This window comes from Bernardetia sp. MNP-M8 (assembly GCF_037126285.1).
Taxonomy (GTDB): Bacteria; Bacteroidota; Bacteroidia; order Cytophagales; family Bernardetiaceae; genus Bernardetia.
Genome location: NZ_CP147012.1, coordinates 4,254,472 through 4,279,280 on the forward strand (window position 1 = coordinate 4,254,472; position 24,809 = coordinate 4,279,280).

16 protein-coding genes are annotated in these 24,809 nt (G+C 31.8%); 7 read left to right on the forward strand and 9 right to left on the reverse strand.

The window, feature by feature from the left end:
- Positions 1-41: 41 nt before the first annotated feature.
- From ricT to V9L04_RS17335, 4 genes are all read right to left on the reverse strand, one after another.
- Entirely contained in the window at positions 42-1,412 is a 1,371-nt protein-coding gene (ricT, locus tag V9L04_RS17320) for a regulatory iron-sulfur-containing complex subunit RicT (protein WP_338791171.1), read from the reverse strand.
- 479 nt (positions 1,413-1,891) lie between these two features.
- Positions 1,892-3,133, reverse strand: coding sequence for a hypothetical protein (locus V9L04_RS17325; protein WP_338791173.1), 1,242 nt, complete (start codon positions 3,131-3,133; stop codon positions 1,892-1,894).
- A gap of 230 nt (positions 3,134-3,363) precedes the next feature.
- The gene (locus V9L04_RS17330) at positions 3,364-4,269 is read right to left on the reverse strand and encodes a CorA family divalent cation transporter (protein ID WP_338791175.1); all 906 of its coding nucleotides are present in this window, start codon (positions 4,267-4,269) and stop codon (positions 3,364-3,366) included.
- A 305-nt stretch (positions 4,270-4,574) separates the two neighbouring features.
- On the reverse strand, positions 4,575-5,279 hold the full coding sequence (locus tag V9L04_RS17335; RefSeq protein WP_338791177.1) for a hypothetical protein: 705 nt from the start codon (positions 5,277-5,279) through the stop codon (positions 4,575-4,577).
- A 131-nt stretch (positions 5,280-5,410) separates the two neighbouring features.
- On the opposite strand from V9L04_RS17335, the gene recQ reads away from it, so the two are divergent.
- Both recQ and V9L04_RS17345 read left to right on the forward strand, forming a co-directional pair.
- Positions 5,411-7,564: a DNA helicase RecQ gene (gene recQ / locus V9L04_RS17340; protein WP_338791179.1), complete on the forward strand. Its 2,154-nt coding sequence runs from the start codon at positions 5,411-5,413 to the stop codon at positions 7,562-7,564.
- A gap of 136 nt (positions 7,565-7,700) precedes the next feature.
- The gene (locus V9L04_RS17345) at positions 7,701-8,570 is read left to right on the forward strand and encodes a transketolase (protein WP_338791181.1); all 870 of its coding nucleotides are present in this window, start codon (positions 7,701-7,703) and stop codon (positions 8,568-8,570) included.
- 126 nt (positions 8,571-8,696) lie between these two features.
- Here V9L04_RS17345 and V9L04_RS17350 read toward each other — a convergent pair whose 3' ends face one another.
- Together V9L04_RS17350 and V9L04_RS17355 are read right to left on the reverse strand one after the other, a co-directional pair.
- Entirely contained in the window at positions 8,697-9,227 is a 531-nt protein-coding gene (locus tag V9L04_RS17350) for an inorganic diphosphatase (RefSeq protein ID WP_338791183.1), read from the reverse strand.
- Between the two features lie 153 nt (positions 9,228-9,380).
- Entirely contained in the window at positions 9,381-13,667 is a 4,287-nt protein-coding gene (locus V9L04_RS17355) for a CHAT domain-containing protein (RefSeq protein ID WP_338791185.1), read from the reverse strand.
- 218 nt (positions 13,668-13,885) lie between these two features.
- Between V9L04_RS17355 and V9L04_RS17360 the strand changes: the two genes are divergently transcribed.
- Both V9L04_RS17360 and V9L04_RS17365 read left to right on the forward strand, forming a co-directional pair.
- Positions 13,886-14,716 carry a VanW family protein gene (locus V9L04_RS17360; RefSeq protein WP_338791186.1) on the forward strand — a complete coding sequence of 277 codons (831 nt, stop codon included), beginning with the start codon at positions 13,886-13,888 and terminating at the stop codon, positions 14,714-14,716.
- 62 nt (positions 14,717-14,778) lie between these two features.
- Positions 14,779-15,591, forward strand: coding sequence for a YdcF family protein (locus tag V9L04_RS17365; protein ID WP_338791187.1), 813 nt, complete (start codon positions 14,779-14,781; stop codon positions 15,589-15,591).
- Positions 15,592-15,662: 71 nt separating this feature from the next.
- Here V9L04_RS17365 and V9L04_RS17370 read toward each other — a convergent pair whose 3' ends face one another.
- Together V9L04_RS17370 and V9L04_RS17375 are read right to left on the reverse strand one after the other, a co-directional pair.
- The gene (locus V9L04_RS17370; RefSeq protein WP_338791189.1) at positions 15,663-16,613 is read right to left on the reverse strand and encodes a nuclear transport factor 2 family protein; all 951 of its coding nucleotides are present in this window, start codon (positions 16,611-16,613) and stop codon (positions 15,663-15,665) included.
- A gap of 235 nt (positions 16,614-16,848) precedes the next feature.
- Positions 16,849-17,577: a hypothetical protein gene (locus V9L04_RS17375; RefSeq protein ID WP_338791190.1), complete on the reverse strand. Its 729-nt coding sequence runs from the start codon at positions 17,575-17,577 to the stop codon at positions 16,849-16,851.
- Positions 17,578-17,791: 214 nt separating this feature from the next.
- On the opposite strand from V9L04_RS17375, the gene V9L04_RS17380 reads away from it, so the two are divergent.
- Positions 17,792-18,382 carry a hypothetical protein gene (locus V9L04_RS17380; RefSeq protein ID WP_338791191.1) on the forward strand — a complete coding sequence of 197 codons (591 nt, stop codon included), beginning with the start codon at positions 17,792-17,794 and terminating at the stop codon, positions 18,380-18,382.
- 96 nt (positions 18,383-18,478) lie between these two features.
- Here the strand turns inward: V9L04_RS17380 and V9L04_RS17385 are convergent, their stop codons facing one another.
- Complete coding sequence (locus tag V9L04_RS17385; RefSeq protein ID WP_338791192.1) at positions 18,479-20,911, reverse strand: endonuclease MutS2; 2,433 nt, start codon at positions 20,909-20,911, stop codon at positions 18,479-18,481.
- Between the two features lie 539 nt (positions 20,912-21,450).
- Here V9L04_RS17385 and hisD point away from each other — a divergent pair.
- Both hisD and V9L04_RS17395 read left to right on the forward strand, forming a co-directional pair.
- Complete coding sequence (gene hisD / locus V9L04_RS17390) at positions 21,451-22,722, forward strand: histidinol dehydrogenase (protein WP_338791193.1); 1,272 nt, start codon at positions 21,451-21,453, stop codon at positions 22,720-22,722.
- A gap of 158 nt (positions 22,723-22,880) precedes the next feature.
- Positions 22,881-24,758 (forward strand): SpoIIE family protein phosphatase, encoded by a 1,878-nt coding sequence (locus tag V9L04_RS17395; RefSeq protein WP_338791195.1) that lies wholly within the window; start codon positions 22,881-22,883, stop codon positions 24,756-24,758.
- Positions 24,759-24,809: the final 51 nt, after the last annotated feature.

Here is a 24,809-nt window from a genome sequence, read left to right on the forward strand (position 1 = left end):
TTCTGATAGTGGTTGTTTAATAGTAATTACTAGAAAATTAATTAATTTTGATTATTTTTTGATTCCCCATTTTGTATTTTTTTTTGTCTTAAAGGATTCCCCTTCCTTTTTTTGCGTTTGTTTGCCTGATTTTGTTTATTATTTTCTTTACCATTTTCTAAACTAGCAGTTGTTTTGTTTACTTCTTCTGCCTTTGAGATATTTTTGCGTGGTTTTCTTGTACGTGGTCTTTTTTTACGAGGCTTCTCTGTATTAGAATTTCCACTTTCAGCTTTTCGCCTTACATTTCGTTCAAATTCTTCAGCATCAATAATATGATTGTCTTGAAGTGTTGTATCTAATGTTTCGCCTTCTAAAAGCCATTCAGATGGTTTTAAAGATGGAGGAAACTCGTTTTTTTCATTGAGTTTTAAAATTAAATTTACTTCTTCGATATTTAAAGCATACCAAACATTTTCAGAATTATAGCTAAACCACATCAGTTTTTTGAAAATATCTGTTTTCTGTAACTGTGCTTCACCTTCTTGAGTACGTAAATATTTTACTTCTGGAATATCTTTAAGAGCATCTAAATAAGTGTCCAATTCATAATTTAGACAGCATTTTAGTTTTCCACATTGTCCTGAAAGTTTGGATGTGTTCAAAGAAAGATTTTGATAACGTGCTGCTGTTGTGCTTACAGGTTTGAAATCTGAAAGCCACGTCGAACAACAAAGTTCACGCCCACAAACACCAATTCCACCTACTCGGCTGGCTTCTTGTCGGAGGCTAATTTGTCGCATTTCGATACGAATTCTGAATTCTCCTGCCAACATTCGGATAAGTTCACGAAAATCTACCCTTGAGTCAGCCGAATAATAAAAAGTTGCTTTTGTACAGTCTGCTTGGTATTCTACATCAGAGAGTTTCATTGCCAAATGAGTTTGGTTAATGATTTCTCGTGTTCGGTACATTGTTGGAAGCTCTCTATTTCTAGCTTCAATGAGCTTGTCTAAATCGTCTTGGGTAGCTTTTCTTTCAATATTACAAATGCTCTCATCGTCCATTTTGATGCGTTTTTTTCGCATTTGAAGACGCACAAGTTCTCCTTGTAAAGATATATGACCTACATGAAAACCTCTTTCTACTTCCAATGTTACGGCATCGCCTGTAATTAAATGGATGTTATTTATGTTTCTACAAAAAGCTTTTCTGCCTCCTTTAAATTTTACTTCTACAATTTCAAATGGTTTTGTATCAGGGAGTTCCATTTGAGAAAGCCAATCAAACGAATTTAGACGATTACAGCCCGAAGTTCCACAATTTCCATTGCTTTTACAGCCTTTTGGTTCTTCATTTGGATTGTTTTCGTTTTGCTCATCTAATTCTGTATTGGTTTGTTGTGCATTAGTTGCACATGAATTACAACTCATTTTTATATATATTTTGACGCAAAGTATTAGAAATAATTACGACCTGCCAAAGCAGCGAAGCTAATTAAAAATTACGAATTGAAAGACAACATAGTCAATTATGTATATAAATCATCTATTAGGAATATTATATTATAATCAATTCTATTTTAATCAAATACTGATTTGCGTGGAAATTCTTAGGAAAATTTTACACACAACTCGTTTAAGCGTCGACGCTTGAACGAGTTATGTATCAAAATTACAAATTTTTCCCTAATAATTTCAAAATAATACTCTTAGCTGTATTTTTAATTAAATCTTTCTTCCGAAGAATACCATCTTTCATTCACTTGTATAACAGAAATTCATATTTTTTCTGTCTATTGAGCATTTGTTTTCTTGGAATAAAAGAGGAAAAGGAAAGTAGATAAAAATCGGTTTCATATTAAGGGATTATCTCATATATGGTGTAACTTCTATTAAAATCTTATCTAAATCTATTCATCTTCTTTTCTAGCATTTGTAAGAGGTTTTCTAAGAAACTTCATAAGCATTAATTTCTCGCCTACTATTCCAAATTTATAGACTGTATTTTTGACTGTATTTTGTGTAAAATTGCTATACTGATAATTGAGTGAGTCTCCTGTAATATTTTCGCCTATCTCCCAACCATAAAAGGAATGGTATTCTACTGAAGTAGCATGTTCATTATACTCAAATTGATGATGTGTTTCGGTTGTATCTCCATTTTCTATGACCTTGGCTGTTGCACGCAGGCAAATATTGCCATCGTGTATATAAACTCGGTCTACTGTATAGGCATCGTCGCTGTTGGTAAGCTGTAAAACCCAACCTAATTTACCTTCATTATTGTACTTTGCTAAAAATACATCGTCTTCTTTACCACTACGAACTTCTATATTGTCAAAAACAGGAGCATATTTGAATGTTCCTCCTAAAAAAATATTTCCCTCTCTATCAATTGCCATATCTGATGTTTTGACCTCTCCACGTCCATTTTTATTCATTTTATTAATAATAGTAAACCATTCTAAATTATCATTATTGTCATATTTGGATAAATAACTATTGTAATAACGAGTAGGGTTATTTATCAAGGTGGTGTCTATTTTTACTTTGTCTTTATAGGCTTCTGCTAAATAAAGATTAAGCTGACGGTCAGTTTGAGGTAGAGAATAAGCTGTTTTGTTTTCTGTTTTTACCCAAAGTACTGTTCCACTTTTGTCATAATTAGCAACATAACCACCTTCTTTTTTATCAGCTTTTATTCTATCAAAAAAAGTTGAATCTTCAAAATGCCCAGATAGAATTACACCTCCTTCTTGAGAAATTCGCATCGAACCTACATAATCATCTCCTATTCCTCCTGCTTGTTTTTTCCAAAGAAGTTTTCCATTTGTATCAAATTTTAATAAAAACGCATCTGTTCCTCCTTTACTGTTCAGACTTGTTTGCTCATTAATTTTTAGTTCATCTGAAAAAGTTCCTGCTAAATATATATTCTCTACCGAATCAATTACTATAAGTGGTGCTGTTCGTTGATTTTTAAAAAACTTTCCTGTAATATCTACATTCCACTTTTTATCATAAGGAGGTTGTTTTTCTGTTTCTTCTGTATCCTCTTCATTTCCACTTGTTTCATTAGTTTGAGCCATTAAAGTAGAACAAAAAAGAAAAACACTTAGAAACGAGATATAGATTAGGATATTTATTTTCATAATTTTGCTTTACTTAATTTATTTCAGCTTAAAAAGGGAAAGGGAAAGGGAAAAGAATAATTAGCTATTTTTTCATAAAAAAACAGAATTTAAGATAAATAGCTGTACCAAAGATAAAAAAATGATTTGCTAAATGAAAAGTATAAAAAAAACCTACAAGCAAATTTGTAGGTTTTTGAGTTATATTTTTTGATAATTTCATAATTTCTTTAAAGAATCTAAATTTTAATTTAAATCCAGCCTTTTTTCTTAAACCAAAAATAAATACCTACTACCATCGAAATCATTACCATCCAAACAATAGCATAACCGTTTTCTACTTCTAGCTCTGGAATATCTTTAAAATTCATTCCATAAACTCCTACAATAAAAGTTAGAGGAAGAAAAAAAACTGAGAAAATTGTCAGAATTCCCATAATTTCGTTAGTTCTATGAGAAGCCAAAGACAAACGAAGATTAATTAGGTTATTTGCATTTTCGTGTAATTCATCTACTCTATAATAAAGAGAGTCTGCAAATTCGATATTGTGATGTGCCAACGGATAATCTTTAGCATATCTCATATAGTTCTGAATGAGTTCTTTAGTAAGATAAAGCATTCTTTTAAAAACAGAACCTCGTCTTTTTAACTGATACAATCTTTCGAAGATTGAGCCGTCTTTCATTTCTCTGAAAACCTCTTTTTCATACGCATCCAAACGTTCACTAGCCTGATTCATTCCTAACTCATACGTTTTTAAGAGCATGTCTAAAAGTTTGTATGTAAAATGTTCGCTATTTTCATAACGTGTATGTGAGCCATTGCGCCATTCGTTGGCAAGTTGTGCAAGTGTAGGCTGACCTGTTCTGTGAATAGTAAGAATATATTCTTTGCTTACAAAAATGGCTACTTTATTTGTAATTTCTTGAATTGTATCTGCATCATCTTCACAATAGAGGTCGTAATATCTTACAATAAAATAAGTCCAGTCACCTATTGGTTCTACTTTTGGCATATGAAAAGCAGCCATACAATCTTTGACAGCAGAAGCTGGCATTTTGTATTGACGAATAAGTTCTCTTAAATCTTTATCACTCGGACTGATTACGTCTATCCATTGATAACCTGATTCGGCTTCTAGAATAGTTTTTATCATAAATATTTTTTTTGTTTGGGAGGATAGATATAAATAAGTCTTACAAAATTAATAATACATATAACTAACTAGTGAGTGATTTATATGATTTTTAAGATGAAATGCAAGATAAATACAAATGAAATTTAGTGAAGCTAAATAATAATAATCTTTTTAATACTTATTTAAATTTTATTGTATTATCCTGTAACTATCATAGTAATCATAAAAATCACTTGCTAATAATGTCTTACTACTTAAGTCTTACAAATTTAACAATATTTCTCTTTATTCAATAAAGTAATTTTACCTGAAAAACTAGCTTTTTATAGAAGGTTTGTTTCAGCTTTAATTTTTTTTGCAGTTTTCTCATTAATCAAGGTATCGTAGCTTACACCATCATAAAGTATAAATTTTAATGTGTAAGTCTGTTTTGGATTATGATAAAGTAAATTATAAAACCAATATCGTTTGGATTTATAGCATTTTACATGCCTTAATGCCGTTATTGGAATAAGTCTTCTTTCTTTTCTATCTTTATTGAAAGCTATATATTTGAAATTAATAATTAGATATTCTTCATAGTTACTAAGTACTTGGAACAAAAAGATAGGAACAAAGAAAATAGCAAGACTAATTATGTAGAAAAAATAATTAAAAGGAGGGATAGAAAAAATATCATTTATGAGATAAAAACCAAGAATAAAAAAAAAACTAGGAATACTTAGACTCAAACTAGCCCTGTATGCTGCATTTTTATTAGATAATGTTTCTATAATAAGAGAAAAGTTTTGTATTATCTTTGGCTTAATGGTTATAGGTAGGTTTTTAGGAATTTTTTTTAATGTTTTATTTTGATTACAATGCTTTTTACTCATAAATATCCATGAATCAGCCAAAAATGCAGACTTACAGTTTGCACAAATAACAATTTTATCATTTGCTTGTAGTGCATCTCCTGTAATTGGATCAATTCTATTTTGAGCTAAGAAAGCTTTGTGTTTTTCCTTTTCTAAACTATGTATATTCATCTTTTAATTTTGTTTTTTATAAATCTGTATTTTTTGTGCTAAAGAAAATAGTTTTTTGCAAAAAATACTTACCTTTAAAGCTGTAAAAATAAATCGAATTGTTTTACTAATTGCCCACTCAAAAAAAATAAATGAATCTCAATAAAGCTCGCCACGCTCTTCAACAATATTTTGGTTATTCATCTTTTCGTCCTTTGCAAGAAGATATTATTTCTTCTGTATATGCAAAAAATGATACGCTCGTTTTGATGCCAACAGGTGGAGGAAAATCTATTTGTTATCAAATTCCTGCTGTTACTTTAGACGGAATTTGTATCGTTATTTCGCCTTTGATTGCCCTAATGAAAGACCAAGTAAATGCACTTCAAACAAATGGAATTTCGGCAGCTTTTCTCAATTCTTCTCAAGATATGGGAGAACAAAGAGAAATTGAGTCAGAAGTAAAACAAGGAATAATAAAACTTCTGTATGTTTCGCCTGAAAAATTATTGACAGATTCGTTTCTCTATTTTTTGCAATCTTTAAATGTTTCGCTTTTTGCAGTAGATGAAGCTCACTGTATTTCGCAATGGGGACACGATTTTCGCCCTGAATATACACAGCTAAAGACTTTAAAAGACCGTTTTCCTTTCGTTCCAATGATTGCGCTTACTGCAACGGCAGACAAAATAACAAGACGAGATATTGTCAGTCAATTGGGACTTGAAAATCCGACAGAATTTGTAGCTTCTTTTAATCGTCCTAACCTTTCGCTCAATGTTTTGCCAGCTTACAAACGTATGGATAGCATTGTGAGTTATATTTTAAGACGACCAAATGAGTCAGGAATTATATATTGTTTGAGTAGAAAAAATACTGAAAATGTAGCTGCACGACTTCAAAAAGCAGGTGTAAAAGCTGATTTTTACCATGCAGGACTAAATGCCCACGAACGAAACCGAGTTCAAGATGATTTTATTGCAGACCGAACTCCTATTGTTTGTGCAACAGTCGCCTTCGGAATGGGGATTGACAAGCCAAATGTTCGTTGGGTTATGCACTACAATATTCCCAAAAATATTGAAGGCTATTATCAAGAAATTGGAAGGGCAGGACGTGATGGATTGAAAGGCGATACAATGCTTTTTTATAGCTTTAATGATTTGGAAGTATTGAAGGGTTTTGCAGAAGAAAGTGGTCAAAAAGAATTGCAACTTGCAAAACTAGAACGTATGCAACAATATGCAGATGCGCAGATTTGTAGACGGAAAATTCTATTGAGTTATTTTGGAGAAACACTAAGTGAAAATTGTGGGAATTGTGATGTGTGTAGAAATCCTCCCAAGCATTTTGATGGAACAATTATCGCACAAAAAGCATTTTCTGCTATGATGCGAATGGATGAAAAAGTAGGTTTTACGATGCTTATAGATGTTTTGCGTGGTTCGCAACGTCAGGAAGTTTTGGAAAAAGGATATGATAAAATAAAAACGTATGGCGCAGGTTCGGATATTTCAGCAGGCATTTGGCAACAGCATTTGTTACAGTTTCTCAATATGGGACTTATAGAAATTGCTTATGACCAAAACAATGCGTTGAAACTTACTGACGCTGCTAAAGCTGTTTTGTTTCAAAAAAAGAAAGTAGATTTGGTTAAGTTTGAGTTTAAATCTAAGAAAGAAAGAGAAAAAGAATTTGAAAGACCAAAAAGCAAAAAACGAGAACTTCAAGACGGTTTGTTTGAAGAATTGCGTCAGCTCAGAAAACAAATTGCAGATTCAAAAGGAATTGCTCCTTATATGGTCTTTGGAGATGCAACACTGAAAGATATGGTTGATAAATCGCCTACTCATTTGTTTCAGATGCGACAAGTTTCTGGAGTTGGAGATGTCAAATTGAGAGAATTTGGACAAATATTTTTAGATACAGTCGTAAATTATCTCAAAAATCAAGAAGTAGCAGACCAAGCAAAACTGACCAGTTCGCACCAAGTAACTTATGAAATGTTTGCCAACGAAAATAAATCACTAACACAAATAGCCAAAGAACGAAATATTACCGAAGGAACTGCTTTAGGACATTTATATAAAGCAAGTCAAGATGGTTTTGAAATTGATTGGTTAGAGTTTGTAAGTTTGGAAGAAATTGAAATTATTGAAAAAGCTATCAAGACAGTTAGAAAACGTATTCCAAAAGATGAAACATTCCGAATGAAATTTGTCTATGAATATTTAGAAGAAAAAATGAGTTATGTAAAATTGCGTGCTGCTGTTTCATACAAGAAAAATCAAGAAGCTATTTCATAAATTCATATTTATCCAAAATTTGCATTCTTAATTCTAGTTTGAATAGCTACACTTTCGTACTTTTGTAAAATAGACACATTTCAACGATGTAACTATAAAAAATCAACTATAAAACTCATTTCAAATCTACTTCAAAATGGCTTCGTACAAAAAAAATGATAAGGAATTCTTAGAAAATATGGTCTCACAAGTCCGTAGAGACATTGTCAGAATGGTTCATCAAGTAAATTCTGGACACCCTGGAGGTTCTTTGGGTTGTGCCGAACTGTTGGTAGCACTTTATTTTGAGATTATGGAACATAATCCTTCTTTTGATATGGACGGAAATAATGAGGATTTGTTTTTCTTATCAAATGGGCATATTTCCCCTGTTTGGTATAGTGTTTTGGCTCGTAGTGGCTATTTTAGCATCAATGATTTGGCTACTTTTCGTAAAATAAATTCTCGTTTGCAAGGACACCCAGCAACAGAAGAAGGTTTGGAGGGAATTCGTATTGCTTCAGGTTCATTGGGTCAAGGACTTTCAGTAGCTATTGGTGCAGCTCTTTCTAAAAAAATGAACAATGACAATAAAACTGTCTTTGTTTTGATGGGAGATGGTGAGCAGCAAGAAGGACAAGTTTGGGAAGCTGCTATTTTTGCAGCCCATCAAAAAGTAGATAATCTAATTGCAATTATTGATGCCAATGGAAGACAAATTGATGGAGATGTAAAAGATGTAATGGATTTAGGCGACCTAAAAGGATTAGAACAAAAATATAAAGCCTTTGGTTGGAACGTTTTGACATGTCAGAATGGAAATGATTTTGATACTTTAATCCCAATCATTCGACAAGCAAAAGACCTTACAGGAAATCATAAACCAACAGTTATCTTAATGAAAACTGAAATGGGACATGGGGTAGATTATATGATGGGAAGTCATAAATGGCATGGTGTAGCTCCAAATGATGAACAATTAGAAACTGCTTTAACTCAAAATGAATCTACGTATGGAGATTACTAAAGTAAATAATTAGAAATAATTTTGAAATACAAAGTAAAGTATTTTGTTTTCAAAAAAATATAGTTTCAAAAAAGGCATAGATTGCAATAATCTATGCCTTTTTTATAAGAATAAGTTTGATATATTTTATATTCCTGGACGGATAGAAAATACTTCTTTTTTGTTTTCTTTGTAACGCTCTTGACACTGTAAAACGATTTCAACAGCATGTTTTTCGTCTTGCCAATCTTCTACTGAAACCTTTTTCTTTTCTAAGTCTTTATAAACTTCAAAGAAGTGTCCAATCTCTTTTAGTAAGTGAGGATTTACATCTTCAAATTTATGGATGCTATTCCAAATAGGATCAGAAACAGGTACACAAAGCACTTTTGCATCAGGACCTTTTTCATCTGTCATATTGAAAATACCAACAGCACGTACTTCAATCAAACACCCAGGAAAAGTAGGCTCAGAAACTAAAACCAAAACATCCAAGGCATCTCCATCTAAAGCAAGTGTTTCAGGAACAAATCCATAGTCACTTGGATAGTGCATTGAAGAAAAAATCATACGGTCGTAACGAATCATGCGTTTTTCAGCATCGTATTCGTATTTGTTTCTGCTTCCTTTTGGTATCTCAACGATAACGTCAAAAGTAAAATCTTTTTGATCTGCCATTATTTTTTTATTTGTATTATAATAAATAGTGCTAATTAATTTTATTTCGTGTGATATGTCCCATCTTGGTTTTGATAAAAGGGAGTGCAAAGGTAACTTTTTTACCTTAATTTATCAACTTCTTTCACAAATGTAAATTTTTGTCTCTTGTTTTTATCTTCCTATCATTACAAATGCACCCCAATAAATAGGATCTACATATTTTGGATTTTGACGAAGCTCTCGTTTTGCTTCTCTGATAGCTACTCGTTTGTCACCTGTTTCTTTCCATCTTGTATAGAAAATACGCATTAGCTCTTGAGTTGCATCGTCATCTACTTTAAATAAAGACATTAGAAGTGCATCTGCACCAGCAAGTAAAAATGCACTTTGCAAACCATACACACCTTCTCCCACTTTACTTTCTCCACGCCCTGTTTCACAAGCACTAAGAATAAAAAGAGGAGAATTAATATTCATTGTAGCTACTTCAGAAGCTGTTAGAACACCATCAGCTTTGTTATATTCGTGTACACTTTTATTTTGAACCATATCGCCTCCACCTGTAAAAAGTAATCCAGAACGCATTAAAGGATCATTATATGTTCCCAAAACAGCCGAACGTTCACGTTCTTGCTCTGAAATATCTTCTTTAAAGATACCATGGGTAGCAATATGATAAACAGTATTATTCTGACTATTTAGTTCTTTTATTTGTTTTTCCTTTGCATTTTCTTTTAAGTAGGTAGTTACATTTTTATTTCCTCCTTCTAGTTGAGTAGAAATAATTTCTACTTCACGTTCTGCTCCTAAAAGAGTAGGGAAACTTTGTGCTCCTTTATAATCTACATAAAAAAGAGGATTTCCAAACAAAACAAAATTATTAGGAAATACATTTTTTACTTCTTCTTCAACAATTTGGCGAGTGCTAGTAAGCTGTGCAACAAAATAATTATCTATCACAAAATCATTATCTGCCATTCTAAATGTTTCCACATTAAGCTGATTATAAACTCCATCACAAGCAAGATAAATTTTACCTGCATTTTTATCTATTTTATCTCCGATAGGTTTCCAATAAATTTTATAAGAATCATAATCTTCTAAAGAGAATTCTACTGTATTTCTGTAATATTGTAAATCGCCGTCTTCCATTTTGTTTCCATTTGGCATTTGAGCCAACCTGATATTACCAGAAGAAGGCAACACTAAAGCAATATATTTAATACTATCTGTAAATTCTTTATCAAACTGACGATAGCGAATAATTTCGACAGCATACTCTTTATTTTCTAAATTTTTCTGAATATCTTTCCAACTAATTGGTTTTTGAGCAGTAGCTGCTGCAAAATCAGAAGACTGACGAGAAAGTATTTTTGATAAATCCTCAATTTCTTTCTGCAAATTACGAACATCTATATTTTCTTGCTTTAACTGTTCTGGATTTAACGCCAAAGCTGCATTGAGCCTAATCTTCTTTAATTGCCATTTTTCAAAATTAATACGCAATGTGTCATCAGGACTTCTTTTGTAAATTTCATTACGCAGTTTTTGAGATTGCCCTAACAAAATTCCTTTTGTAAGTAAAATATTATCATACAAATCACGTAACAATTTTTTCTTTTTGGGTTGTAATTGAATGACTAAATGTGTGAAAAACTCAAAGTCTGGACGAATCTGTTCCCAGTTTTTTGCTTTTTCTCGTTCACTAAGTACAGCAAAAGTAGTATTGATATACTCTTTATGTTTATCCAAAACTTCGCTCAAGTATTTTTCAGCTTTTTTGTAATCATTTTTTACATAATACATACGAGCAATACGAGCCAATACATGCACGTATTTTGGATGAACTTCACTAAAAACCTTAGCGTATTTCTTGCGAGCATCTTCATAAAAATCCTTTGCTTTGTCAGGGTTATCTTGTTGAATCTGTAAGTCTCCTAGCAAAACATTTATTTCTGCCAAACTTACAAGTGATGCCGAAGGTAGTTTTTCTAGGATATTTAATGCCTTTCCTAGCTTATCAGAAGCACTTTTTATGTCTTTATGAGCAACATACAGTTCTGCCGATGTTTTCAAAAATCCTGCATAAACAGGCGTATTTTCTCCTAAATTGGCTATAAGCATTTTATCAGCTTCATCAAGCTCGTTTGTTACCTTTTTCCAATCAGCTGTAGAGTAAAAATTAATTCTAGCAAGTTGAATAAGTGTACTTGCTCTATCCAAATGCTCATTGCCAAGTATATCCGTTTTTATTTTAAGTGCTTTTTGAGCAAATTCTTGTGCTTTTTCATAATCTCCAATAGCTAGATTGTAATCAGCCAAAATACTCAAACTTTCCACTGTACGAATAGAATTTTGACCAAATATATTTTGAGCAATCAGTAATGCTTTATTAGCAAACTGCTCTGCTTCGATATACTTTCCGTTAGCAAACTCTAAATGTGCGCTCTGATTGTATGTATTGATTAGAAAACGACTATCTGTTCCATATCTTTTTTCTTTTTCTGCAATTGTTTCTTTTAAAAGCTGTTCGGCTGCACTAAAATCAGCCGTTTCTATATATAAAAAAGCTAATTCTTCTGCTGTACTGGAGTTTGCAATTGACTGACTAGAACGATTAAATCTTCTTTTAGCTTGATTTAATAAATCTTCTGCACGGTCATAAAGTCCCATTATCATATAATAATGAGCTGCTGTTTCTAGTGCTTGAGCATGTTCGAAAGCTAAAGAAGGGTTATATTGTTTTTCATAGATTTGTAGCATTTGGCTTACTTGTGTATCTACTTTTTTGTAGTTACTTTGTTGCATATTCAGACGTGCAGCAATTTCAAGTTGAGCTGCATAGCGTGGGTGTTTGTCGCCATATCTTTGTTGAATCAAATCTAATGCTTCTTTTGATTTTTTATTTGCTTCTTCAAACTGGTCATTTGCCATATAATAATCAATCCAATCATTTAATGAATTGATATAAATAAGACTTTTAGGTTCGACAAACTTTGTCAATGACTGCATGTGAGTGTTATAAAGCTGACCAGCTTCTTTAAATTTTTCAGTATAATTAAAATAATATTTAGCAAGTTTTAGATTTGCTAAATGATAACCAAGCGTATTTTTTCCATGAATACGTGCATGAGAATCTACCCACTCTTCCATTAATTTTCCAGCTTCTTTATAATCATCAGCAGCCAAACGAACATAATAAATATCTTCTATGATAGCCAAACGTCTTTGATGATCTTTAGGAACTAATGCTGTATTTTTATACATATCTATCAGCATTTTCAGTGATTGAGAATAGCGTTGGTTTTCATAGTTCCACATTGCATCTGCTTGAAGTGCAGTAGAATATTGCAAATGTCCTGTACCATAATATTTTGCTGCATTGCGTTCTAACTCCCAACGCTGACGAACATTTTGGGTGCTATACTTTATGTTTTGTAAAAATCTTGGCTTTAAAGAAAATCCTTTGCTTTCTTCGTCTTGCTGCACCACAAAACCACTATTTACATAATAATCAATTAATAAAGCATGTAATTTGATATAATCTTTGTGTACTGTTCCGACAGTTCTTTCAGCCCGATAAAGTGTCTTTTCTAGTAGTTTACGTATTTCATCTCGTTCCTCTCCATTATCAATCATGAGTTGAATTCTGACATATTGATTACGCACATAAGCAAGCTGACGAGTAGATAATTCTGTTTTTATAAAGTTATCTGCTTGTTCTATATATTTACTTGCTTCATTATATCTTCCTGCTAGTCGGGCAGCGTCTGCTTGTAAAGATAGTATTTGAGCATAATCTGTTTTTTTTCGTATTTCTTCTCTATCTGACAGATTACGAGTTTCAGTTTGTTTGCTAACATCACTAAAAAACTGAGTTTCTTTTCCAATAAGTGATTTGCGTACACTCAATAAATCTTGAATTTGATAATCTAATAAATTTAAAAAATTCCCTCTTTGAAAATCAATCAGTATTTGTGTATAATATAAATCTGAAAAAATATAATTTTCAGTTGGTTTTTCTCCTACTATTTTTTTAGCGTCGTTCAAATAGTTTTCTGCTTGCTGTGTAAATGAATATTCAGCATAATATTTTGCAGCCTGTAAGAGTGCTAATCCATATCCTTTACTATTCTCACCTTGTTTTTTGCGATTAGCTATAAATTTTTGTGTTATGGCATGAAACTTTGAAATTTCTCCTGTTGCTTCGTAATATTTAATTAAATACTTTTCTATTTTTGTAGATAAATCAATATTTCCTCTTCTTTGAGTCTTTTTATAGAGTTTTTCAGCTTCAGATAAAGCTTTTTTATAATCTCCATCTTCAAAATAGCGTTCACAGATTTCTAAGTTTCTCTGTAATTGTCTTTCAGCTCCATTTTCTTGTGCAAAGCCAAAAGTAGGCTGTAAAGTAAAAAGGAGAAAGAATATAAATAGTAGTATATTATTTTTTGACATAAAAATTATTTTCTTGATGAAGAAAAATTAGAATACAATTATCTTTATTTAATGAATATATTTTCTCTGAATCCAAAAAAGTAACACATTTAATATTTTATCTAAAAATAGATTATTTATAGATGATATAAAACTGTAAAATAAAAATACTGATGAACCGAGTTTTACTTTAGATTGTAAATCGAAATTACAAAAAATAGTCATTAAAACCTTACCTTATGCAACTCTATTTACCCAAACCTATTACAAGAACAAAATTAAGAATCTTTTTAGGTAAAAAATACTATCGTATTAAGCGATATTTTCGTTGGTATTTTTATACAAATAATTTTGCAAAAGAAAGACAAACTCAAAAAAAACTTCCTTTTTTAGTCAAAAATCATCAATCTATGCTTCTGCGTCCACTTATGGGGGTAGATATGAAACTTCAAGAACAAAAAATTACAAATTTGAAACTTGCTACTGATAGAATAAATGGACTTATTATAAAACCAAATCAAACTTTTTCTTTTTGGTTTTTGGTAGGAAAACCAACCAAAAAAAGAGGCTTTTTAGAAGGTTTAGTTTTAGAAAAAGGAAAAACGACTGTTGGAATTGGAGGAGGATTGTGTCAGCTTGCTAATCTTCTACATTGGATTTTATTACATTCACCTTTAGAAATAACTGAACGTTGGCGACACAGTTATGATGTTTTTCCTGATGCTCAGCGAAAAGTGCCTTTTGGAAGTGGTGCAACAGTAGCTTATAATTATATAGATTTGCAGTTTAAAAATACTACTTTACAAGACTTTCAATTAAATTTTGAGATAAACGAAACCCATCTAAAAGGAGAGTTATTGACGACTATAGATTTGAAAGAAAACTATCAAATAAAAGAAAACAAACATTTTTTTCGTCAAGAAGACTGGGGAGGCTATTCTCGTCATAATGAATTGGAAAGAATTCTGACAGATAAAGAAACAAATCAAGAAATAATGAGAGAAATTATTGCACAAAATCATGCACTTTTAATGTATGAGCCTTTTCTTAGTCATGAGTCAGTAAAATAAATTTGAAAGAGGTAAAGGAATATTTTGTCTAATTGTAATTTTTAATTCGTAATCAAAATACTATGTTTTTCTTTTTATCAAAAACGTTATTTTATTTTTTGATGCCCATTACTTGGGTTACATTTTTTTTATTGATAGCTGTTTTTATCAAAAAATGGCGCATAAAATCACTGAGAATAGGTGTCGTTTTGTTTTTGTTGTTTACAAATCCTTTTTTGGCAAATGAAATGTATTTACTGTGGGAAGTTCCACCAACACCAATAAAAGAGGTCAGAAATTATGAAGTAGGAATAGTTTTGACAGGAATGAGTAATGCAGGAAAAGAACCAAAAGACAGGATTTATGCAGGTTCAGGTATTGATAGGCTCTTGCAAGCTGTTCGTCTATATAAAGAAGGCAAGATTAAAAAAATAATGATTGTTGGAATGTCAGAAGAAATAGACTGGATAAGTGGTAAAGAAAAGCTACCGAAGCGAACCTATAAATACAAGGACATGTTAAAATCTATGTGTATAAAAGAAGAAGATATTTTGATAGAACCCAAATCAAAAAACACCTACGAAAATGCACAGCTTGCAGCACAATTTTTACAAAAAAATAAAGACAAATTAAATTTAAGATTTAACTCTGATTCAATCCATCAGAGTCAAATTTTAGTTATCACTTCAGCTTTCCATTTGAGACGCTCTTTAGGCTGTTTTGAGCAAGCAGAATTACAAGTTGATGGTTTTTCTACAGATTTTATAGCCAATGAACGAAAAAATATGTTTACTATTTTGAGTTTGATTCCGACAGAAGATGCAATGGCAAAATGGGGAAAGATTATTCACGAAATGATAGGCTATGTAGTGTATGACTTAACAGGGAAATTATAAAAATAAAATCAATAAAAAAGCACTTTCTATTTTTTAGAAAGTGCTTTTTTGAGGTTTAATGAAAAAGATATTTATCTTTTCAAATTGATATTTGTACAGTTTTCGGAATATACATCATATTTGAGTATAGACATAATAGCTAATACTTCGTCATTAGGATGAGATTTTGCTATTAAATCTCCTTGAGTTCCATCTGCATTTTGTTTGAAGATATCACCTGTTTGTGTCCATTTATAAACATTATCACCTACTCTTACAGTGCGTTCGCCACTCTGTCCACCCTGATTTTCGTACAAAAATTCAAAGTTACTTACCATAGTAGAGTAATTTTTTCCACTAGGAACAATGGTCTTTACCAAATAATTTCCAGAGTTTACGCCTGTGCTAGACTTATAGAGTTCACATGAACAAATTCCTTTGATGCGCTCATCTTCTGTTCCGATAACTGAATAATGAGCAATTTTCCAATCACTAGTTTGCTTTTCATTTCTGAAAACCATCGAAACCGTTTCAGTTCCCTTAGACCAAATTTCTTTATCTTTTGTAATTGTATATTCTACGACATAAACAATAACACCGATTGCTCCTTTTACCTCATTTTTCAAAACTTCTTTTATAGAATAACTTATCTTTAAGCCTTCTGTACGTGTTATTTTGGTCAAATAACTCAAAAAACCTTCATAATCACTATTCAAAACAGAACCTCTATCTGAAATGTTGAAAGTAACTAATGTAGATGTAACGTCTTTTGCCATGTGTTGCATCACTGATTTTACGTCTTTAGTATCACCTAATTTTGAATAAGCATCTGCAAATTCCATCAAGTTTTTCTTAATAATTACCTCAGCAGCTTTGTCTCTAGCTTTTTGTTTTTCTTCTTCACTTATTTTTGAATTTTTTTGAGCGTAGACGGTAGAGTAAAACAATGAGGAAGAAAACAATAGTAATAATACAAAACAAATCTTAGAAAGGGAGTTTTGAAAAGTTCTCATTGAATGAGAAGGAGATGATGAATATATCATGAAAGTATAAATTTAAGAATGAGTTTGGATAAAATAAAATTAAGGATTAAATAAAATTACTACTTATCCAACAAATACATTTTGAAAAATAGGTAACAAAAAATAATTATGTAAAAATAGGTTTTTGTAGAGAAATAATAGGTTTTCTGCTTTTTTTGGAATTAATTAATAAGATAAATATCGATTTTACAAGAATTAATCCAATGAAATGTAAATTTCGTTAAAATTATAGGAGTTATTTACTTATTCCATAGAAAAGGGTAAAAAATGCAGAGGGAAAAATTTGCTTGTTTTCTGCTAATCCCATAATCTCTATTTTTTTTGAGTAGGCATCAATCATCATTCCAGCTTCAAAACCTACTTGAGAGCCTTTGAAAGCACTAAACTCTAAAGCGAGAGATGTTTTTAGACTAGCTCCTAACTGAATTTTGGCATCTGTTATACGCTTTCCAAATGAACCTGTGCCTATTACAGCTTCAAAAGAAGTATGGACATTTGGGTCATACTGTTCAGTTCGAATTATTTCATTAGTAAATTGATAATCAATAATATAAGGTGCTACAATGCCAATAGTTGGACCTACTGCGCCAATAGCATTTACTTGAATACCACGTTCTTCTGCCTTTCTAAACAAAACCCATTCTCTACCATATTGAGGACGCAAAACATACAAAAAATTACGTTTACCAGGGGTAAAAAATTCACCTGACAAGCGACTTGCTCTTCGTTGTTCTTTGGGGTGTCTTACATCAACAAGCTCTAATGAAAAGCTATGAAACATAGTTTCATTTATTGCCTTTGAATAACGAAAAGAAAAACCACCAATCAGACCAGATTGTGTATTCAAATTAATACCATAAACAAACTGAGTTTCATAATCAAAATCATCAGCATTACTTTGTGAAAAAGAAGGAATACTGATAAATATTAAAAATGCTGTGAGAAAGAAGAATAAAAATTTCATATATAAATAGTTAGAAAATAGGCAAAATACTTTGTACTGCTTCAATGTTAAGTGTTTTTTTTGTAAATATACATAGAAAATTATCTTAATAGATTAACCTAGAAAAACGAATTGTGTTTGAATACGGTTTTTTTATCAAAATCTATATAAATAGAATAGTATTTGCTTTCTTTGCTAAAAATAATTTTCTATCTCCTACAAAAAATAATCTTATATGTTAGCTCGCAATAAAATAAATTATTTTCTATTATTTACTTTCTTCTTCCTAATAAGTGGATTTTTAAATTCATTATTTGCTCAAGTTATTATTTCTGATGAAGAAAGAAAATTATTTACAACCATAGAAAATCTTGAACCTTTAGGAATTGTATATGAAAATGCAAGTGCAGGAGAAGAAATAGAAAAGGAAGATTATGGGGATGGTTCACTCCTTTATACATACGAATTTGAAGATTCTGATTTATGGTTACACGAACTCTTATGGGTAGAATCATCTGCACAAGCAGCAAATTTTACGTATGAAGCCTATGGAGAAGCTAGTAAAACTTACCTTTCAGAAGGACTTATTCTTTCAGCTTTTAGAGTTATCAACTTATCAAATTCGAATGCAGAGGTAGTAGTAGCTGATGTTTATAATGAAAAACAAAAAAAAGTAGGTGCTATTGTTCGATTTAAAGAGCGAAATATAAGTGGTATGCTTATTTTGATAGGAATGGAATTTCAGGAAAGAGTAATAGAAAAATTTCTGAATACAGAAATGCAGCAAATGAATCAAGCGTGTTCGAAACTCTCACTTTGGAGATAAAAAATAAAGCAATTCCTATATTCTTCTCTAGTCTAAAAAACTATTGACAGCCTTGTGAAAGGACTGTCAAAGTTTATAAATAGATTAATTAGTTGATTACTTCAAGGCTACCAAAGTAACACCTGCGCCACCTCTATCAGCATGTTCATCTTTGATACTCTGAACTTGTGGATACTGGCGAAGTGCATCCCTAACTACCTGACGCAAAATACCTTCACCTTTCCCATGCAATATTCGAAGATTTTTTTGAGAAAGCATGACAGCATCATCCATAAACTCAGTTACTATTGGGTTTACTTCTTCGGCACGCTTTCCACGCACATCCAAATCTGGACTAAAATGTAAAACTTTGTTATGAAGTGTAGAGCCTGAACCTGAACCCGAATTAGTAGTAGAATTCATATTTCCTGTAATAGAAGTAGGTAATATCTTTTCATCTACTTTCTGCAAACGATTCATTTTTACAGTAGTTTTGAGCGAACCAATACGAAGCAAGGCATCTTTATTTTTGATTGAAAGAACTTCTGCCACAGCCGTTTGTCCTTTTATCTGTACAAAATCACCTTGTTTTATTTCAGTATCTACATAACGAATCATTTCTTCATCGTTTTTAGGAAGTTGTTTTTCTTCTGATTCGTATTCTACTCGGTTGAGTTCGTCTTGTAGGCTATCCAAATCTTTTCTGACTGACTTTGTAATTTTCTTGTCAGCTTGTTGTTCTTTAATAGTTCGGATAGTATTTTCGATGCGTTGATTTGCCTTTTGTAGTAAAGCCTCTGCTTCTTTTTTAGCTTCTTGCATATATTTTTGCTTATTTTTCTTCAAATCATCTTTCAATGCTTGATTTTCTCTAAGCAATTTGTCTACTTCCAAACCTTGTTTTCTGAGGGAAGTTTGTTCTCTATCTAAATTCGAACGCTGTTTTTCCAATTGTCTTAATAATCGTTCTACTTCTAACTGTTCGCCACCTAGTTTTGAATGAGCTGATTTAATAACATCGGAAGGTAGACCAATTTTTTTAGCAATTTCTAATGCAAACGAACTCCCTGGCTTTCCTATTTCTAGTTTAAAGAGAGGTTCTAATTTATCTACATCATAACGCATTGCTCCATTAACAATAAACTGCGATTTTTCTGCCATAAACTTCAGATTCGCATAGTGAGTCGTAATTACAGCATACATTCTCTGTTTTTCAAACTCTTCTAAAATGGCTTCTGCTATCGATGCACCTACTTGTGGCTCTGTTCCTGTTCCAAATTCATCTATTAAAGCAAGTGTTCGTTTGTTTCCTGCAATAAGGAATTTTTTCATGTTATAAAGATGCGAACTGTATGTACTCAAATCATTGTCAATTGATTGTTCGTCGCCTATATCTATGAAAAGCTGATCGAAAATACCAATCTTTGAGCCTTCCTGTACTGGAATAAGTAAGCCACTTTGAAACATATATTGTAGCAAACCAACTGTTTTTAAAAGAACTGATTTACCACCTGCATTTGGTCCTGAAATAAGTAAAATTCGTTGATTTCCATCTAAAAACAGTGTATTTGGAAGAACTGTTTTTCCTTGTTTTTTATATGATAAATAAAGAAGAGGATGGTAGGCATTTTGCCAATCTATCAAAGCACGTTTTTGAAAATCTGGATTTATGGCATTTAATTTTATGGCAAAACGAGCTTTTGCACGAATAAAATCTACTTGAGCCAAAAATTCATACGCATACTTTAATGTATATAAATGAGGACGTAAAAACGTTGTGAGGTCAGTCAGAATACGCACAATTTCGAAACGCTCTTGGTGCATAAACTGTTTAATATCGTTATTCAAATCTACAATTGCTTCAGGTTCTATAAAAATAGTTTGTCCTGTTGAAGAGGTATCATGAACAATTCCTTTTAGCTGTTTTCGATATTCTGTTTTGATAGGAACTACCATTCTGCCTTCTCTGACAGTTGTGTCGACATCAGAGCGTAAATAATCGTTTTTTCGAAGATCTTCTACAATAGAAACTAATTTTTTTCGAAGTGTGACCTGCGTTCTGACAATGGCTTGACGAATTTTTTGAAGTTCTGGCGAAGCATTGCTTCTCATCTGTCCTTTATCATCAATTACTCTTTCTATATCTTGAATGACTTCATAAGGAACTTCTATATCCTGACACATAGATTGCAGGCGTGGAAATTCTTCTTTGGGCTGTCGTCGAATTACCCTTAAAGTCTGATATAATGTATCTAAAGAGCGTTTGATATCATAAAATTCACTTTCTGTAAGGAAATTATTGACAATTGAAGCCTTTGCCAGATAAGCTGTTACATCAAAATAATAACTTTCTGGTGGACTTTGCCCTGTTTCTATGAGTTTTTTAAATTCTTCAGTCTGTTCGGTAAGGCTGGCAATGGTTTCATAATCATTATGAAATTCCATTTTATCTATAAGCTGTCTGCCCAAAATTCCTTGGCATTCATCAGCTAAAAGTTCTCGGACTTTATCAAATCCTAATTTTGATTCTATATTTTCGGGATAAACCATGTTCAGTTATCAGTAATCAGTGAAACAGTGACCAGTTAATTTCAAGTAGCTGACAGTTTAACTTCGTTGAGGGCTGAAGCCACTTCAACTGTCAGAAATAGAGTGATTCTTGTGAAACTGTTTTAGTATTTTTATTTTGTAATGCTTAGATAAACTCAATAACCCATTTTCTTTAGTTTTGATTCAAAAAGATAAAACTTTTTTTGAAGAGTCTGTAAATCAATGACTTTTGTTTCAATAATTTGTTGAAAATTCTCTAAGATTATAGATTATTTTGTTTACTAATAAGAATGATATAGCTTTAATAAAACTTCTGATAGATTAAGCAGATAAAAATATAAACAAATTTTAAAACACTGTATTAACAGGAACGTCATTGTCAGTTTCTGACCGACGAGATAGTTAATTAATCACCCAATTTTGAAAAAACTAACTTCATGACTACTTTTGTCTAACATTATGGTTTCTCAAAAGATTAGCTTTTTTTGATTCAAATTTATATCTAATGTTTATTTAAAATTATAGCCTTTATTTTTCCAATGAAAATATATAACCAACCTGCTCGCAACGAGTGGGAATCTATCTGTACTCGTCCTACTTTTTCTTTAAAACAAATTGAAACACAAGTTCAAAATATTCTACAATCTATTAAAGAAGAAGGCGATACAGCTCTCAAAAAATTTACAAAAGAATTTGATAAAATAGATATAGAAGATTTTAGAGTAAGCGTAGAAGAACTTCAAGAAGCTGAAAATCTAGTTTCTGAGTCACTCAAAACGGCTATTAATCACGCTTATAAAAATATTTTAATCTTTCACCAAAGTCAACAAGACCAAGTAAAGAAAGTTGAAATTACAAAAGGAATTACGTGTTGGAGAAAAAGTGTAGGTATAGAAAAAGTAGGTTTGTATATTCCGGGGGGAACTGCTCCTCTTTTTTCTACTGTTTTGATGCTTGGAATTCCTGCCAAAATTGCTGGCTGTAAGAATGTAGTTTTGTGTTCTCCTCCCAATAAAGAAGGCAAAATTCACCCTGCTATTCTCTATGCTGCTCATCTTGTAGGTGCAACTGATATTTTCAAGATTGGAGGCATACAGGCGATTGGTGCAATGGCGTATGGAACGGAGTCTGTGCCAAAAGTATATAAAATTTTTGGTCCTGGAAATCAGTATGTAACGGTTGCCAAACAACTTATTCAAAATGAAGGAATTGCAATTGACATGCCTGCTGGTCCTTCTGAAGTAGCTGTTTTGGCTGATAAAAGTTGTGTTCCTAGCTTTGTAGCTGCTGATTTGCTTTCTCAAGCCGAACATGGAAAAGATAGCCAAGTTATTTTGATGACAGACAATGAAGAAACAGCAAATCAAATAAAAGCAGAAGTAGAAAAACAGCTAGAATCACTTCCTAGAAAAGAATTTGCTCAAAAATCGTTAGAAAATAGTCGTTTTGTTGTCTTGAAAAACAGACAAGAAATTTTAGATATGAGTAATTTTTATGCTCCTGAGCATTTGATTATTGCTCTTGAAAATCCAGAAGAAGCAGCCGAACATATCATTAATGCAGGTTCTGTGTTTTTAGGAAATTACACACCTGAGTCTGTTGGAGATTATGCTTCTGGCACAAATCATACCTTGCCAACAGATGGACATGCAAGAGCTTATAGTGGAGTTTCATTAGATAGTTTTGTCAAAAAAATTACATTTCAATCTCTTACAAAAGAAGGACTGAGTCAAATTGGACAAACAGTAATTGAGATGGCAGAAGCAGAAGAATTAAAAGCTCATGCAAATGCTGTTCGTGTTAGATTATAAAAGATAGAAATGCTGTCAAGGCTTGTTGATTTGAACCTTGGCAGCTACTATAAAATAAAATTTCGTCATTGATTTTTAATTTCTTACATAAAATAGCGTTATATTTGGGTTAAAATATGTTTTTTTAGTAATCCTTCTGTCTATTCTAATCAGCAACAATGCGAAATTATTTATTTAGTTCTTTTTTATTTTTGGTTTTTCTATCATTTTTTGTGTTTCCTACAAAAGCTCAGTTTGTAACAAATGATGGTGAAAGGCTGACTGTTGAAATGTGTTTAGAAAAATCTGAAGGGCGCAAAAATCAAGGTGATTATAGAGGAGCAAGTGATTTTTTGAATAAAGCAGCTCTAATCCATTGGGACAAAAAAGAATTGCGACCAGCCATTACTTATTTTCAAAAGTCATTAATTTTCAATCAGAAAGTAGATAATCAGAGTGGAATGTATGGCATTTATAGTAACCTTGCTACTATTTATGCCGATTTAGAAAAATTTGATTCTGCACTTATTTTCTTCCAAAGAACATTAGAAGGACGAAAAAAACAAGGTATAAAAGAACCTATTATTTCAGCTCAAATAAATACGGCTGTTGTTTTAAATAATCTCAAAAGACACGATGAAGCAGCCAAGCAACTAGTAGATGGATTAAGTTTAGCAAAAGAATCCTTTGATTTGGAACAAATGAGAAGCATTTATGGAATGCTTGCCGAAACCTACGAAAAAGCAGGAAACTCTGAAAAAACAAAAGAATATTTTGAATTGTATCGCAATTTTCATGAGATGTCACAACAAAGAAAAATGGCTGTTGTGAGTGCAGAAGCAGACAAAGCAAGACTACAAGCAGCTTTAGCAGAAACAGAAAAACAACGAGCAGAATTAGAAATTGCCTTAAAAAACACCAAACTACAAGAACAAGAAAAAAATATAGAAAGTAAAAATGATGAATTAAATAAACTAGAATCTAATTTCACAAAACAAGAACTAGCCTATAAAGTCCTTCAACAAGAAACAGACTTACAAGAAGCCAAGTTTGCCCAAGAACAAGCCGAAAATGAACAGAAAATAGCAAGACAAAGACTTTATATCGGAGGCATTGCAGCTATTTTATTACTTGCTCTAGTAGGAATTATTTTTATTTATAGAAGCAGGCAACAAAAAAAGAGAGCCAATTTAGAATTACAAGATAAAAATGACGAGATTAGTTTTCAACAAATGCACATCATGCAACAAAACCATGAGTTAGCGAAAGCTGTAAATGAAATTGAAGATAAAAATCATCAAATTACATCTAGTATTACTTACGCAAAACGCATTCAAGAGGCAATGCTTCCCAATATTGCCAATATTCAAAAAGCACTACCCGAATCATTTGTCTACTTTCGTCCTCGTGATATTGTAAGTGGCGACTTTTACTTTTTTCATCATTTTGAGGAAGAACAAAAAGTAGTTTTAGCTGCTGTTGATTGTACAGGTCATGGCGTACCAGGAGCATTTATGTCTATGATAGGAAATGAAATTTTGAGTAGAATTGTAGCAGAAAATAATATATGTTCGCCTGCAAAAATTCTGACTCAGTTAGATAAAGGAATTACAACAGCTTTACACAAAGACGAAACAAATATCCATGATGGAATGGATTTAGCTCTCGTTTGTATAGATAAAAAGAATAAAACCCTTACTTTTGCAGGAGCAAAAAACCCTATTTTTTATATCCAAAATAATCAATTAGAGGTAATAAAGGGCGATAAGATGCCTATTGGTGGTTCAGAAAGAGAACATAAAAGTGAGTTTACAGAGCATGTTATTGATATTTCTATTCCAACCACATTTTATATTTTTTCTGATGGTTTTCAAGACCAATTTGGAGGAGAGCGAGGACGCAAGTTTATGGTAAAAAACTTTAGAGAGCTACTATTTGATATTCATACAGAAGATACAGCAGAACAAAAACAAATTCTCTATCAAACTTTTAAAAATTGGATAGGAAACGAACATAAACCAATTGACGATGTACTTGTAATTGGTGGTAGAGTTTAGAATATTTATTCTGAATGACGTTTGAAATAGTATTTTTTGTAAATTTGTAGT